The organism is Vibrio sp. HS-50-1, assembly GCF_024747315.1.
In the GTDB taxonomy this organism is placed as follows: domain Bacteria; phylum Pseudomonadota; class Gammaproteobacteria; order Enterobacterales; family Vibrionaceae; genus Vibrio; species Vibrio diabolicus.
This window is the reverse complement of sequence record NZ_JAMPZF010000048.1, coordinates 1,117,779-1,132,066: the sequence shown is the minus strand read 5'-3', so window position 1 is coordinate 1,132,066 and position 14,288 is coordinate 1,117,779. Positions and strand designations below refer to the sequence as shown.

At 47.7% G+C, this 14,288-nt stretch carries 12 protein-coding genes; 8 read left to right on the top strand and 4 right to left on the bottom strand.

What is annotated here, in order from left to right; all coding sequences use genetic code 11:
- The first annotated feature begins 18 nt into the window (after positions 1-18).
- The 3 genes from NDJ01_RS24290 to NDJ01_RS24280 are packed head-to-tail and all read left to right on the top strand — an operon-like array spanning position 19 to position 3,129.
- Complete coding sequence (locus NDJ01_RS24290) at positions 19-900, top strand: glycine betaine ABC transporter substrate-binding protein (RefSeq protein ID WP_258587536.1); 882 nt, start codon at positions 19-21, stop codon at positions 898-900.
- A gap of 4 nt (positions 901-904) precedes the next feature.
- Positions 905-1,741, top strand: coding sequence for a nitrilase-related carbon-nitrogen hydrolase (locus NDJ01_RS24285; protein ID WP_258587535.1), 837 nt, complete (start codon positions 905-907; stop codon positions 1,739-1,741).
- A gap of 14 nt (positions 1,742-1,755) precedes the next feature.
- On the top strand, positions 1,756-3,129 hold the full coding sequence (locus tag NDJ01_RS24280) for an MmgE/PrpD family protein (RefSeq protein WP_258587534.1): 1,374 nt from the start codon (positions 1,756-1,758) through the stop codon (positions 3,127-3,129).
- Between the two features lie 37 nt (positions 3,130-3,166).
- On the opposite strand, the gene NDJ01_RS24275 is transcribed toward NDJ01_RS24280, so the two are convergent.
- The gene (locus NDJ01_RS24275) at positions 3,167-4,123 is read right to left on the bottom strand and encodes a GlxA family transcriptional regulator (protein ID WP_005375751.1); all 957 of its coding nucleotides are present in this window, start codon (positions 4,121-4,123) and stop codon (positions 3,167-3,169) included.
- 154 nt (positions 4,124-4,277) lie between these two features.
- On the opposite strand from NDJ01_RS24275, the gene NDJ01_RS24270 reads away from it, so the two are divergent.
- From NDJ01_RS24270 to NDJ01_RS24250, 5 genes are all read left to right on the top strand, one after another.
- Positions 4,278-5,171 carry an alpha/beta hydrolase gene (locus NDJ01_RS24270; protein WP_258587533.1) on the top strand — a complete coding sequence of 298 codons (894 nt, stop codon included), beginning with the start codon at positions 4,278-4,280 and terminating at the stop codon, positions 5,169-5,171.
- 58 nt (positions 5,172-5,229) lie between these two features.
- The gene (locus NDJ01_RS24265) at positions 5,230-6,099 is read left to right on the top strand and encodes an amidohydrolase (RefSeq protein ID WP_258587532.1); all 870 of its coding nucleotides are present in this window, start codon (positions 5,230-5,232) and stop codon (positions 6,097-6,099) included.
- 55 nt (positions 6,100-6,154) lie between these two features.
- Positions 6,155-9,202 carry an FAD-binding and (Fe-S)-binding domain-containing protein gene (locus tag NDJ01_RS24260; protein WP_258587531.1) on the top strand — a complete coding sequence of 1,016 codons (3,048 nt, stop codon included), beginning with the start codon at positions 6,155-6,157 and terminating at the stop codon, positions 9,200-9,202.
- Positions 9,203-9,410: 208 nt separating this feature from the next.
- On the top strand, positions 9,411-10,289 hold the full coding sequence (locus NDJ01_RS24255) for a DMT family transporter (protein ID WP_046873653.1): 879 nt from the start codon (positions 9,411-9,413) through the stop codon (positions 10,287-10,289).
- Positions 10,290-10,329: 40 nt separating this feature from the next.
- Positions 10,330-10,881: a DUF2301 domain-containing membrane protein gene (locus tag NDJ01_RS24250; RefSeq protein ID WP_256964611.1), complete on the top strand. Its 552-nt coding sequence runs from the start codon at positions 10,330-10,332 to the stop codon at positions 10,879-10,881.
- An 8-nt stretch (positions 10,882-10,889) separates the two neighbouring features.
- Here the strand turns inward: NDJ01_RS24250 and NDJ01_RS24245 are convergent, their stop codons facing one another.
- Genes NDJ01_RS24245 through NDJ01_RS24235 form a run of 3 tightly spaced genes read right to left on the bottom strand, consistent with a single transcriptional unit; the run spans position 10,890 to position 14,271 of the window.
- Entirely contained in the window at positions 10,890-11,798 is a 909-nt protein-coding gene (locus NDJ01_RS24245) for a hydroxymethylglutaryl-CoA lyase (protein ID WP_258587577.1), read from the bottom strand.
- Positions 11,798-12,637: an enoyl-CoA hydratase-related protein gene (locus NDJ01_RS24240; protein WP_005390997.1), complete on the bottom strand. Its 840-nt coding sequence runs from the start codon at positions 12,635-12,637 to the stop codon at positions 11,798-11,800. The genes NDJ01_RS24245 and NDJ01_RS24240 overlap by 1 nt, the downstream gene beginning before the upstream one ends.
- 29 nt (positions 12,638-12,666) lie before the next feature.
- Entirely contained in the window at positions 12,667-14,271 is a 1,605-nt protein-coding gene (locus tag NDJ01_RS24235; protein ID WP_258587530.1) for a carboxyl transferase domain-containing protein, read from the bottom strand.
- Positions 14,272-14,288: the final 17 nt, after the last annotated feature.

Below are 14,288 nucleotides of genomic sequence, written 5' to 3'. Positions count from 1 at the left end.
CACAGACAGGAGTCAAACATGTTGAAGCAAATTACTCGCCGCTTGCTGGCCGTTGGTGTACTGCTTTCAAGTTTTCACGCATCTGCGGAAATCGTCGTAGGTGGTAAAAACTTTACAGAACAACAGCTTTTAACGGAAATTACGTCTCAATATTTAACCAAAAAAGGCTACGACGTTGATAAACGTTCGGGCATGGGCAGTGCGGTTTTGCGTAAAGCGCAAGAAAACGGCCAGATTGATCTTTATTGGGAATACACGGGCACATCACTGATCATTTACAACAAAGTCAAAGACAAGCTCCCAGCAGAGCAAGTGTATCAACGCGTTAAGGAACTCGATGCGAAGAAAGGTCTAGTTTGGCTTAAGCCTTCAAAAGCGAACAACACCTACGCGCTCGCTATGCGCAGTGACGATGCGAAACAACGTGGTATCTCAACCTTATCCGACTTCGCCGAGCAAATGCGCCAAGACCCGCCAATGACCATTGCTTTGAATGCGGAATTCTATGCACGAAAAGATGGCTTCCGACCTTTACAGAAAACCTACAAATTCAAAGCGTCACGAGACCAAGTGAAACGCATGGATACGGGGTTAACTTATGATGCGCTGAAAGGGAAAGAAGTCGATGCTGCGCTCGTATTCGCAACAGATGGTCGTATCAAAGCATTTGGTTTTACCGTTTTAACGGATGACAAACAGTTCTTCCCTGATTACGCGATCACTCCTGTGGTTCGCCAAGAAACGCTAGATGCGAACCCAGAGCTTGCCGAGCAAATGAACGCGCTTTCTGCGGCGATCGATGGCGATACGATGTCGACTTTGAATCAACAAGTTGATGTGGAGCGACGTTCGATCTCAGAAGTCGCAAGCCAGTTCCTATCTGAGCATAACTTGGGGTAATACCATGACTATCCTGCAAGTCAGTGTGGCCCAAACCAACGCCCAGTTAGGCGATGTGAATGCTAATCTGAATACTCATCAGGATTACATAAAGCAAGCTGCGGCCTTGGGGTCGCAGCTATTGCTATTTCCTGAACTCTCCTTGACCGGATACCAGCTCCAATCTTCTGTGCGTGAAGTTGCCATGAAGCGTGATGATGCTCGGCTTAAAGAGCTTGCGCAACTTGCACCGCACATGTCCGTGATTGTCGGCTTTGTTGAACAGGCTGCTCCGGGAGAGTACTACAACGCGATGGCTTGGTTGCTCGGTGGTACGGTGGTTGCTGTGCATCGCAAAATCAATTTACCAACCTATGGTGGGCTTGAAGAGGGCAAGTGGTTTCATTCTGGTGACGCAACCACCAGCGTTTCTCTTGATGATAATTGGCGAGGCTCGGTTTTAATTTGTGCCGATTTATGGAATCCACCTTTGGTTCATTGTGCGCTACTCGATAAGCCTGAAATCTTGCTCGCGCCGATCAACTCGGCCAGCAGTATTGTCAGTAAAGACTTTTCCAATGAAGACAACTGGTTAGTTAACGTTAAATTTTATGCGGTGCTCTACGGAACCCCAGTTTTGATGGCCAATCGTTACGGGCCAGAGGGCGAAGCGTGGTTTTGGGGAGGAAGCTGTATTTTGTCTGCAACGGGCGAGCTCTTGGCGCAGGCAGAAGACGGTGAAACCTTGGTAACTGCGACCTTGTCATTGGACGATATTGATAAAGCCAGATTCGAGCTGCCTACCATGCGAGACAGCAATACACCATTGATCACAACGATATTGTCGAAGGCAAAACGCTAAAACTGGAGCAGTAGATGATGCAATCTATTCATCGATTTATTCACGAATTAACCTTTGAACAGCTTCCTGCTGACGTTATTGAACAAGCGAAATATTGCGTCTTGGATTTGTTAGGTGTCGCCGCAGCTGGTAAAGCGACGCAGCTGCAAAATATGGTAGCCAAACTCGCGCAGAAGCAGTTTGCCGGTGATACGCCGATGCTGTTTTCTGATCACACGGCCAGTGGTTGTGGGGCGACTCTATATGGCGGCATGTTGATTGACAGTATGGACGCGCACGACGGCCAAGTCCTGACGAAAGGCCATGTAGGCGTTGCTGTTTTGCCGGGGCTGCTCGCCAGTATGCATGAGTTAGCAGTTACGGGAGAAGAGTTATTAACGTCCCTCGTCATTGGCTACGAAATAGCAACTCGCGCCGGAATCGCGCTGCATCAAACCGCTTGTGACTACCATACTTCTGGTGCTTGGAATGCGCTGGGCGTCGCCGCAGTATCTGCAAGAAGAAAAGAATTAACGGAGGCACAAACAGGGCATGCGCTCGGCATTGCCGAGTTCTATGGCCCGCGCAGCCAAATGATGCGTTGTATTGAACATCCAACCATGCTCAAAGACGGCTCTGGCTGGGGAGCGATGGCGGGCTTTGCCAGTGCAGAGCTGGCAGAAGAGGGATTTACTGGCGCGCCAGCCGTGACTCTGCTGGACCAACAAACTCACGCTTTGTGGGCAGATTTAGGGCAGCGTTGGTATATCCTGGAGCAATACTTTAAACCGTATCCGGTTTGTCGTTGGGCTCAACCCGCGGTTGAAGCAGTGAGAGCGCTTCAACAAGAAAATAAACTAGAACCTGATGAGATTGAACTTATCGAAGTTCATAGCTTTCACCAGGCGGTGTGCCTGCATACCAAGCGCCCTGAGACAACCGAGCAGGCTCAGTACAGTTTGCCATTTTCAGTCGCGAGTGTGGTCATGGATAATACGGTCACGGTAGAAGCCGTTACCAAAGGACTGAAAGATCCTGCTCGCTTGGCAATTACGGAGCGGATGAAGTTAATTGAAGAGCCTGCTTACAATGATAAGTTTCCAGCCGAACGCTGGGCGCATGTCGTGGTGACGTTGAAAAATGGCGACAAACTGACTTCGCCTCCCTGTATTGCGCGAGGTAATCCTGAAAATCCTCTCAGTCGAGACGAGATGCGAGGTAAGTTTCGCACTTTGGCAGAGAAAGAACTGCCCGCTTCACGCGTTTCAGCGATAGAAGAGGGCTGTTTGCAACTTGATAAAGCCAGTAAAGAGCAGGTACTTGCTTGGCTATCACTGCTTTACCAAGGCACGTTGTCTGACAAGCTGTCTGACAAGCTGTCTGACACGTCGCCTGACACATCACGATGAGATCGAAGAGATCGAGCTTCTCTTCTCTTACTCAATCTTAAGCTAAACGTCGCTCTTCACGCGGCGTTTTTTCATAGCGTTTTTTGTAGCAGCGCGCAAAATACGATGTAGAGCTGAACCCACAAGCGGTGCTGATTTGGGTAATAGACAACATGGTTTGCAACAACAAATGTTGAGCGCGCTCTAGGCGCAGTTGAAGGTAGTAATTGCCTGGTTTGTCTTGCAAGTATTGCAAAAATAACCTTTCCATCTGCCTGACCGATAACCCTACTTGTTCGCCAATTTCATAGCACTTTAGTGGCTCTTCCATGTTGGCTTCCATGATCTCTACAGCGTCGAGCAGGCGCGGGTGGCGGATGTTGTGTTTACGGATTAACGACATCCGCTGTTTATCATGCGCTGGTCGAATCGCAGGGTGAATGCATTGCTCAGCCACTTGATTCGCCAAGTCACTACCATGTTGGTTTGTAATTAAATGAAGCATCATATCCAAACCGGCTAGGCCGCCCGAACAAGTTGGTGTGCGTGGGTCGAATTCGTACAACTCACTGGTCACGTTAATGTTTGGAAACTCCTCTGCCAGGCTGTTGGCGGACTCCCAATGCACCGTACACGTCTTGTTTTTTAATAGCCCAGCTTTTGCTAACAACACGCTGCCTGTCGAAGTCGAGCCCACGGCGATGCCTTGACGAAGCGCTTGCTTTAACCACTGATTCACCGAGCCACTCGCAGCAGCAACGTGGGCGCCAATACCTGCTACAACCAGCAGCAAGTCTAAATGAGCAATGTTGTTGACTGACTGTGTTGGCGAGAATGAAACGCCATTACTGGCCGATACTTCTTTATCTTCGAATCCATAAATATCCCACTGATACAAATCGCAACCAGCGAGGCGGTTGGCCATTCGAAGAGGTTCGATAACCGCCGAAAAAGAGAGCATCGAAAAATCAGGAATAAGGAAAAAACCAATGCGATACGTGTGTGTCGTTTTCATTCTCTGTGGTCACCAAGTGGGCAGTTCATCTATGTCGTATTTCTGGATAAGAATGTCGCAATTGTTAAATTATTGCTATCAAAATTCGAACATGATGTGACTTAAGACAAGGACTTCTTTGTCGAGCATACACATTCATTTGGACGAGATAATTATGATTGAACAAAAAGCCCCAGTAATTAGTGATGGTCTACGCCTTGATGGCGCTTTCTTTACTGACGAGAACGTTAACAACCCAGACTTACCGATCGTTATTGTCTGCTCAGGCTTTACTGGGCAAAAAAATATTCACCCAGAGCGTTACGCGAGAGCCTTAACTGCGAAGGGTTTTACGGTGTTCGGATTTGACTACCGTGGCTTTGGGGAATCTGAAGGCATTCGTGAGCGAGTTATTCTGGATGAACAAGTACGCGACATCGCCAACGCGGTTGCGGTTGTGAAAAAGCGCGCTAACGAGGAAGGTCGCAAAGTCGTACTGGCTGGCTGGGGCATGGCGGGTGGATTAATTCTTGATGCTTACCGAGTTTGCCAAGATGCGATTGATGGCCTTATCTCCATGAACGGCTTTTATGATGCGGTACGTGTTCAGGTTGCTCAACGTGGCGAGCACGGCTGGAAAGCGTTCCGTCAATTTATGTTAGAAGAGCGTACACGTCTTGCTCTTGGTGGAGAAAAGCAGGGGATTGATCCATTTGAAATCTACCCGCTTGATCCAGTAAGCCGCGAATATGTATTCACTGAACTGGTCAAAGCGCCAGGCTACGGCGTGACATCTGATCTGGACTTTGCGGATTCTCTCATCAATTTCAAACCGGAAGCTCTACTGGACGAGCGATTTGCAGACGCGCCAATCTTGATTGCGCACGGTGCAGAAAACGACCTTCACCCAGTGACCGAAGCAAAGTCGCTGTACGCGAAATACCCTGGGCCGAAATCTCTATTCTTACTGCCTGAAGGTGGTCACACCGAGTGGATGTTGGACGACGATCCTAAGTTTATTCAGTTCTCTGGCGTGATCGCGAACTGGTTGAGTGAGAACTTCAGTTAAGTCTTCAAGAGGTGCCTTCGTTGATGGCACCTCTACCTTTCTGACAGGATGATTTTCGATGAGCATAATTCCATTTTGTGAAGCGGCGGCCCCATTTGTAAATAAACCAACAATCGCGACTCCTGAAGGCGCGGTTGATTGTCACGCCCACGTTTTTTCTTCACGTTATCCGTACTGTGAAACGCGAACCTACACTCCGCCTGATGCCAGCGTCGGCGCGTACCTGCATTTGCACCAGCAATTAGACATCCGTCATGGCGTTCTCGTTCAGCCGAGTGTGTATGGCAATGACAACCAGTTGCACCTTGATACATTGCGATATTTACGCCAGCAAGGTTACGACTACAAAGGCGTCGCGGTCGTGGATGCGGATGTGTCCGAGCAAATGCTGGATGAGCTACAAGAAGCGGGATTTTGTGGGGTGCGGATGAACCTGCTGTTTAAAGGTGGTATTGAGTGGGGTGATGTTGAACGTTTAGCGGCTCGTCTTGCAGAGCGACACTGGCACCTTCAATGCTTAATTGATGTTTCGCAGTTTGATGACTTATATCACCGATTAAGGGCTTTACCCGTGCCCGTAGTGATTGATCATCTTGGACATATGCCAACAAACAAGCTGATTTCTCATCCTGGTTTTCAAACCTTATTGAAGCTTAAAGCTGAGGGGAAAGTGTGGACAAAATTGTCGGCGCCGTATCGTTTGTCGCCTCAATCACCGCCTTATGATGATGTTTATCCATTTGCTCAAGCTTTGTTAGAAGCGAATGAAGAGCAATGTGTCTGGGGATCGGATTGGCCTCATCCATGTTTTGCTGCTGAGATGCCAAATGATGGCCAGTTGTTAGATACCTTGTGGCACTGGACGCAAGATACGACACTGTTTAGTAAGATTCTGGTCGATAACCCCAAGCGCCTCTACCGCTTTTAACTCCGCATTCATGTTACGAACCTAAAAAGACAACCGTAAGGCACCGATTCAAATTATGCTTCCTGCACTTCCGCTACAGGTTTCCTCTGATCCTGTGGTTATCAAGTTCTTTAACACCCTTAAACAACTTGGTTTCAAGGGGGATACTGATGCTCGTTATACCACTCGATTGAGTATGGCGACTGACAACAGCGTCTACCAGCAACTTCCTTTGTCGGTCGTCTTTCCTGCCAACCATCATGATGTGGTAATACTTGGCAAGGTCAGTGCACGTGATGAATTTAAGCACCTGACCTTTTCGCCCAGAGGAGGCGGAACGGGCACCAACGGACAATCATTGAACTCGGGGATTGTGGTTGACCTGTCTCGTTACATGAATCGAGTGTTAGAGATTAACGAGCAGGAAGGCTGGGTGAGAGTGGAAACTGGGATAGTCAAAGACCAACTCAATGACATCGTTCGTCCTTATGGTTATTTCTTCTCGCCAGATCTGTCGACCAGCAACCGCGCAACATTAGGTGGGATGATTAATACCGATGCATCAGGCCAAGGCTCTTTGCAATATGGTAAAACCTCGGATCATGTGTTGGCGCTCAAAGCGGTATTGGCGGATGGTTCGGTGCTCGATACCGAAGCTATTCAACAAAACAAATGGTTAAACAGTGATGTAGTATCGCGAGCGTTAAAAATTACAGAGAAAGTTTGTCGAGACAAGCGTCAACAGATTTTGGATAAGTTTCCTCCTCTGAATCGATTTCTTACTGGTTATGACCTAAAAAATGCCATCAACGACAAGAGTGAAGAGTTTGACGTCACGAGAATATTATGTGGCTCTGAAGGCACGTTAGCTTTTATCACTGAAGCCAAGCTCAATCTTACGCGAATACCTACCACGCGACGGTTAGTGAACGTTAAATACGATAGCTTTGATTCTGCATTGCGAAATGCTCCCTTGATGGTCGAAGCAGAGGCGCTATCGGTAGAGACGGTTGATGCAAAGGTGCTTAATCTTGCAAGAGAAGACATTGTCTGGCACTCGGTAAAACACGCGATCTCAGATGTGCAGGGCAAAGAGATGCAAGGGATTAACTTTGTCGAATTCGCAGGCAGTCACAGCGATGATATTGAGGATAAAGTTGAACGCTTACTTTCAATTCTCGATAAAGAAATGGCTCACCGACGCAGTGGTATCATCGGTTATCAAGTCTGTCGCGACCCCCAAGACATCCAGGCTATTTATGGAATGCGCAAGAAAGCGGTTGGGCTGCTTGGCGCGACTAAAGGTCAGGCAAAGCCGATTGCATTCGCGGAAGATACCTGTGTGCCGCCTGAAAATTTAGCGGACTTTATCGCGGAATTTCGTACGTTGCTAGACAGCAATAACCTGCATTATGGCATGTTTGGTCATGTGGATGCTGGCGTCCTTCACGTGCGTCCGGCGCTCGATATGTGTGACCCTGAGCAGGAAGCGTTGATGCATCAACTGTCCGATGATGTGGTCGCGCTGGTGGCAAAATACAATGGCTTAATGTGGGGAGAGCACGGTAAAGGATATCGCTCAGAATATGGACCTGCCTTCTTTGGTGATGAGCTCTTTACTGAATTAAGGCGCATTAAAGCGGCGTTTGACCCAGACAATAAAATGAATCCGGGGAAGATTTGCACACCACTGAATAGCGACGCTGAAATGGTAAAAGTCACAGCGACCAAGCGTGGCTACTATGATCGTCAGATCCCCGTAGCAGTCCGAGAGTCGCTTAAGCCCGTGCTGTCTTGCAATGGCAATGGGCTGTGTTTTAATTACGATGCTGATAGCCCAATGTGTCCATCATTTAAAGTAACAGCCGATCGTCGCCACTCTCCGAAAGGGAGGGCTGGGATAATGCGTGAATGGCTGCGTCGCCTTAATGACAGTGGCTTCGATTTGCTCGCTAACGAACAACAGCTTCTCAATCAAACGTTATCGGTTAAGCTTTTGGCTCAGAAGCTGAGTAAGTTGATATCTCGCCCCACATCTGATGATTTATCGCATGAAGTTTATGAGGTGATGAACGGTTGTCTAGCGTGCAAAGCATGTGCGAGTCAGTGTCCTGTTAAAGTTGATGTACCTGATTTTAGAGCGCGTTTTTTAAACCTCTATCACTCTCGTTATCGCAGACCGCTGCGCGACTATCTGGTGTCGAATATTGAGCAACTGTTGCCGATTATGGCAAAAGCCCCCAAGCTGGTTAATCAAATTGCATCTAGTAGGCCTGTTACGCAAGTATTAGAGACATCCATCGGTTTTGTTGATTCGCCAGTGCTATCGATCCCTACGTTGCAAAGTCGATGTCAGGCACTTGGCGTGAGCCCGTTCGACTTTGCGTATCTAGAATCGCTTTCCCCAGAAGTGAAGCAAAATTACGTCTTGATTGTTCAAGATCCATTTACCAGCTTTTATGAAGCCGAGTTGGTTTCGGACTTTATTCAGTTATTGCAGCGGTTAGGGAAACACCCTGTTGTTCTACCTTTCAAACCCAATGGGAAAGCTCAACATGTAAAAGGTTTCCTTAAGGCATTCGCCAGAAATGCACAAAATACCTCGGATTTTCTCAACCAAGTTGCTGAGCTTGAAATTCCTATGATCGGTATCGATGCAGCCTTAGTACTTTGTTATCGCGATGAATACCGTCAGGCTCTAAAAGAAAAGCGGGGCGAGTTTACAGTTAATACGGCTCATGAGTGGCTGGTGGATACACTCAATGAATGGCCGCCAGTAAGTGTATCAGACGCAGAACCTTGGTATTTGATGGCGCATTGCACAGAAAAGACCAAAATCCCGGAGACTGAGAAATCTTGGCAGTCTATTTTTCATTACTTTGGCTTAAAGCTGCATGTGATACCTACCGGATGTTGCGGTATGGCGGGGACATTCGGCCATGAAGTGGATAAGAAAAGTACGTCTGAAGCTATTTATCAGCTTAGTTGGAAACCGAATATAAATAACCTGCCCACTGAGCGTGTGTTAGCCACGGGGTACTCCTGCCGCAGTCAAGTTAAGCGTTTTGAAGGAGAGGTCGTTCGACATCCGGTCCAAGTTTTAGCCAGTTTGTTTAGTGCATAAGATGCTTAGGCAATTTAGTATACGAAAACGCTTGCCTTAAGACTTTGCCTGCCTTTAATGTATCCGACCGCAGAACTTCAATCTGCTTAACAACACAGGAGAGAATCGGGCTTTCACTTCCGCTCGACAGAAACTCCTTTCAAATTGATACAACAGCGCAGCAAACTTCCCTTGCTGCGATACTGTGTTCCATATTTTGTGAGTACTTATGTTTAACTCAGAACGCAAAGCGACGGTTATTCTGGTTGCGACGACGATGATCGCGGCACTTGGCTGGATATTCTCTAAGGAAACAATACAGGGGTTACCACCTTTTGGCTTTATTGGGGCGCGATTTACTATCGCTTCGCTCTGCTTACTGCCGCTATGTTACCGACCTTTGCTGAAAGCGAACTTAAAAGATGTGTTATCTGCTGGTGGTGTCGGACTACTATTAGGTAGTGCCGTTATGACATGGATTTACGCCATCTCCATCAGCGACACGCTCGGGGAAGGCGCATTTATCATGAGTCTCTCCATGCTATTTGTGCCGATTGTTGCGTGGGTTATGTTTCGTCAACGACCACAACGAATTTTCTGGCTTTCTTTGCCTATCGCGGTATTAGGTCTCGCCTGTCTCTCTTTAGTTGGCGGTTGGAAGCAATCGGCCAGTCAATTTTGGTTTCTTGGAGCGGCACTGGTTCTTGCGCTTCACTTTAATGTGAACAGTAAATATTCTCAAAAATTGCCTGTGTTGCTGCTTACTTGCGTGCAGCTTTTTTCTGCTGGTTGTTTAGGTTTGTTGGTTTCTTTCTTTATGGAGTCTTTTCCGGCAGAGGTTGACTCCTCCATTTGGTGGTGGTTCGCGTTGAGCACTTTGCTAGCGACGAGCTTGCGTTACGTAATGCAAACCATGGGGCAAAAATTTGTTCAGGCAGGTAATGCTGCCTTGATCATGATATTAGAGCCAGTTTGGACCGTCATTCTAAGCGTGCTGTGGTATGGCGAAGTGCTAACGGCAAATAAGCTAGTAGGCTGTGTGCTTATCTTATTCTCTCTTATTATTTATCGTACTGGCGGGCGATTTCGTTTGTCTATCCCTAGGTAGCTTCAAGAAATGTGGGTAGGGAACAATTTAGGAGTGAAGCATGGCCAATACTGAGCATCAGGAATCACTAGACTTTTTAGATATTTTAAGTGTCTGTTTATACCGTTTAGGAATTAGCGTATTTGCCTTTGGACTTATCGCGATGACGATATCGGGTTTGCACCTTATTGAAGGTTCGGCATTTTATGATCGAAATGTGTTGCTGCTCATCGCCATTGCAGGTGTATTAACTGCAGCAAATATCCATCTCTACAGTAAAACTGTGCGTACTGTCATCAGCTGGTCAACTTGGGTGGGACTGCTCTTCATGGTGAGCGATCCAGACTTATCCCGCGTGTGGCTTTCTCTTGGTTTTGTCTTTGTCACTTTTTCCGGTGTGGCGCTGAAAGAGTCCTTTTGTTTTAAAGTTCCAGGCTTGAAAGCGGTGCCAGTGCTACTTGCCATCGCAACCTTTGCGTTTTGTTTCGAAATACTGACGGTAGCGAATATTGCAACAGGGTTGTCTGGCTTAATTATGGGTTTCCTGTCTATATCAAAGTGGCGGATGCCACTTCATTTTGATATTGGTATTAAAGCAAACTACGAGGTTTAATAAACGTCTTATGTTAGAGATGTCATACGGTTACGCAAAGCTAGCGATACTTTTGACGTGGGTTCTCGATTAAGCTCTTCGCTGATCATCCAGCCAGCTTTTGCTAACAGCTCCAAGTCGATCCCCGTTTCGATCCCTAATCCTTGGCATAAATACAGTACATCCTCCGTCGCGACATTCCCCGAGGCCCCATGAGCGTATGGGCATCCACCTAGCCCAGCTACACTACTGTCGATGGTATTGATGCCCATACTTAATGCTTGATGAATATTGGCGAGCGCTTGTCCCCATGTATCGTGGAAATGGACAGCAAGCAGGGGGAGAGGTGTAACCAACATGACGGCTTCCAGCATGGCTGCAATTCGATTTGGCGTGCCTGTGCCGATGGTGTCACCTAGAGACACCTCATAGCACCCTAAATCGATGAGGGATTTGGTCACGCTCGCCACCTGTTTAGGGGCCGTCGGACCGTCGTAAGGGCAATCGGCAACGCAGGATAGATAACCTCGAACAGGGATGCCGTGTTTGGTGGCTAATCGCATTACAGGCTCGAAGCGAGTTAAACTTTCTGCAATCGAGCAATTGATATTGTGTTGGCAGAATCCTTCTGATGATGAAGTGAAAATTGCGACCTGATTGGCACCAGCCTCCAAGGCTTGTTCGAAGCCTTTTAGGTTTGGTGTCAGGGCAGAATAAGTAACATGATTTCGCCTTGTTATTACTTTCATTACCTTTGTTGAGTCCGCCATTTGTGGCACCCATTTGGGCGAAACAAAAGAGCCCGCCTCAATATGCGTTAGCCCAGTATCAGAGAGTAAGTTGATCAACCGGATTTTAGTCTGGGTCGCAACAGGAGATTCATTTTGCAACCCATCTCGTGGACCTACTTCGACAATATTTACTTTGGAAGGCAGCATTACTTGTCCTGTGATTTGGTTACCCAACTTGGGCTTCGTTTTTCAAGAAACGCTTGCAAGCCATCTTGGCCTTGTGGCGATACCCTAATGTCCGCAATGAGCTTGCTGGTATAGTGAATCAGTTGTTGATCGATGGGGTTTTGATGACATTGGTGACAGAGCGTTTTCGCTTTACGCATCGCATCTGGGCTATTAAGTAGTAACGTCTTGATCACGCTATCGACCGCACTTTCAAGTTGTTTGGCTTCTTTCACTTCATGCACAATACCAAACCGTTCGGCATCCTCGGCTGAAATGACTTCACCACTTAAGATATAGCGTCTAGCTTGTCGATTCCCCATCGCGCGCATGACGTAAGGCGCAATGGTTGCCGGAACTAAACCAAGCTTAACTTCACTTAAGCAAAAGTTAGCACATTGGCTCGCGATGGCGATATCACTGCAACAAATCAATCCCAGCGCGCCGCCGTAAGCGGAGCCTTGTACAACCGCGATGGTGGGTTGAGGGAACGAATCTAGTGTTTCCATGAGTCTTGCCAAGTTTTGGGCATCAACGAAATTATCTTGCCTCGTGCTGTCGGCCATCGACTGCATCCAATTCAGGTCGGCCCCGGATGAAAAGTGCTTGCCGTTACTTTTTAATACCAAGCATCGCACATCCGTTCGTAAAGCGAGATAATCTAGGCGGTGGATCAGCAAGTCGATCGTACAAGCGTCAAAAGCATTGTGCTTGGCTGTTCTGTTTAGAGTGATGGTCGCTACGCCATTGTCATCGACATGCCAAAGAACATCATCTTGCCTTTGGGCGTTGGGAATAATGCTTGGTTGCATTTCCTGCATACTAACTTCCTTAATTCATCTTTGGATATTTACATTCTGAAGACGCCAAACTCGCTATCAGGAATAGGAGAATTTAATGCTGCCGTTAGCGCCTGACTCAACACCTGACGCGTTTGTTTGGGGTCAATAATTCCATCATCCCATAGCCGAGCGCTCGCAAAATAGGGATGTCCTTGTGCTTCATACAAGTCTATGATTGATTCTCTAAAAATATGTTCTTCTTGCTCTGACCACGCTTCCCCCTGGCGTTCCTTCGCGTCTTTTCGAACTTGTGTTAAGACGCCTGCCGCTTGTTCTCCGCCCATCACAGAAATACGCGCGTTCGGCCACATCCACATCATGGTTGGATCATAAGCTCGGCCGCACATGCCATAATTGCCAGCGCCGTACGACCCACCGATGATCACGGTAAACTTCGGTACATCAGCACAAGCGACGGCCATCACCAGCTTGGCGCCATGTTTTGCGATGCCTTCTTCTTCCACCTTTTTCCCGACCATAAATCCGGTAATGTTTTGGAGAAAGAGAAGCGGTGTTTTCCGTTTGGCGCAAAGTTCAATAAAGTGTGCGCCTTTTTGTGCCGATTCAGAAAACAAGATGCCGTTGTTTGCCACAATACCGATCAAGTGTCCGTGAACGCGAGCAAAGCCACAGACTAACGTTCTGCCGTACAAGGCTTTGAATTCGTCAAAATCAGAATCATCGACGATGCGGGCAATAATTTCTCTAACGTCGAATGATAGTCGTAAGTTGGCATTCACGATTCCGTAGATTTCTTCAGCATCGTAGCGGGGAGGTAGCACGGTGTTTTCCGGCTTAATCGGTTTTGCTCTATTGGCATTGGTAATGGCTTCTCGGGCAAGCATTAGGGCATGCTCATCATTTTCAGCGTAATAATCAGCAACACCAGATTTACGACAATGCACGTCTGCACCGCCGAGCTCTTCACCCGTCACGACTTCGCCAGTGGCCGCTTTAACTAGAGGCGGTCCCGCCAAAAATATGGTGCCTTGCTCTTTGACCATAATGGACACATCCGCCATGGCAGGAACATATGCGCCCCCAGCAGTGCAAAGCCCCATCACAACAGCAACCTGAGGGATGCCTTTTGCTGACATCCTCGCTTGGTTAAAGAAAATGCGACCAAAGTGTTCTTTGTCGGGGAAGACGTCGGACTGATGAGGGAGATTTGCGCCACCGGAGTCCACCAAGTACACGCAGGGGAGTTGGCAACGTTGGGCTATCTCTTGCGCTCTAAGGTGTTTTTTTACCGTGAGTGGGTAGTAGGTTCCGCCTTTTACCGAAGCATCGTTGGCGATGACCATGCATTGAATCCCCGTTATGAAACCAATGCCGGCGATAACGCCAGCGCAGGGGATGGATTCGTCATACACTTGCCAGGCGGCAAACTGGCTGATTTCAAGAAAGTCAGTGTTGTCATCAAGCAAGCGCGCGATGCGTTCTCGGGCGGGGAGTTTTCCTTTTTGCCTCTGGTGCTGAATGGCTTTTTCACCGCCTCCCTGTTTGATGGTCTCGATGTGTTGATTCAGTTGAGTGACCAACGTTTCCATCGCAGCTTTATTGGAAAGAAATAACTCGTCAGTTGGCTTAGTTTTACTTTTGATAATGGCCATAATGACTTCCTTGTCGT

Coding starts and splice junctions, on each gene's coding strand:
- NDJ01_RS24290 (WP_258587536.1), top strand. CDS start 19: ATGTTGAAGCAAATTACTCGCCGCTTGCTGGCCGTTGGTGTACTGCTT.
- NDJ01_RS24285 (WP_258587535.1), top strand. CDS start 905: ATGACTATCCTGCAAGTCAGTGTGGCCCAAACCAACGCCCAGTTAGGC.
- NDJ01_RS24280 (WP_258587534.1), top strand. CDS start 1,756: ATGATGCAATCTATTCATCGATTTATTCACGAATTAACCTTTGAACAG.
- NDJ01_RS24275 (WP_005375751.1), bottom strand. CDS start 4,123: ATGAAAACGACACACACGTATCGCATTGGTTTTTTCCTTATTCCTGAT.
- NDJ01_RS24270 (WP_258587533.1), top strand. CDS start 4,278: ATGATTGAACAAAAAGCCCCAGTAATTAGTGATGGTCTACGCCTTGAT.
- NDJ01_RS24265 (WP_258587532.1), top strand. CDS start 5,230: ATGAGCATAATTCCATTTTGTGAAGCGGCGGCCCCATTTGTAAATAAA.
- NDJ01_RS24260 (WP_258587531.1), top strand. CDS start 6,155: ATGCTTCCTGCACTTCCGCTACAGGTTTCCTCTGATCCTGTGGTTATC.
- NDJ01_RS24255 (WP_046873653.1), top strand. CDS start 9,411: ATGTTTAACTCAGAACGCAAAGCGACGGTTATTCTGGTTGCGACGACG.
- NDJ01_RS24250 (WP_256964611.1), top strand. CDS start 10,330: ATGGCCAATACTGAGCATCAGGAATCACTAGACTTTTTAGATATTTTA.
- NDJ01_RS24245 (WP_258587577.1), bottom strand. CDS start 11,798: ATGCTGCCTTCCAAAGTAAATATTGTCGAAGTAGGTCCACGAGATGGG.
- NDJ01_RS24240 (WP_005390997.1), bottom strand. CDS start 12,637: ATGCAGGAAATGCAACCAAGCATTATTCCCAACGCCCAAAGGCAAGAT.
- NDJ01_RS24235 (WP_258587530.1), bottom strand. CDS start 14,271: ATGGCCATTATCAAAAGTAAAACTAAGCCAACTGACGAGTTATTTCTT.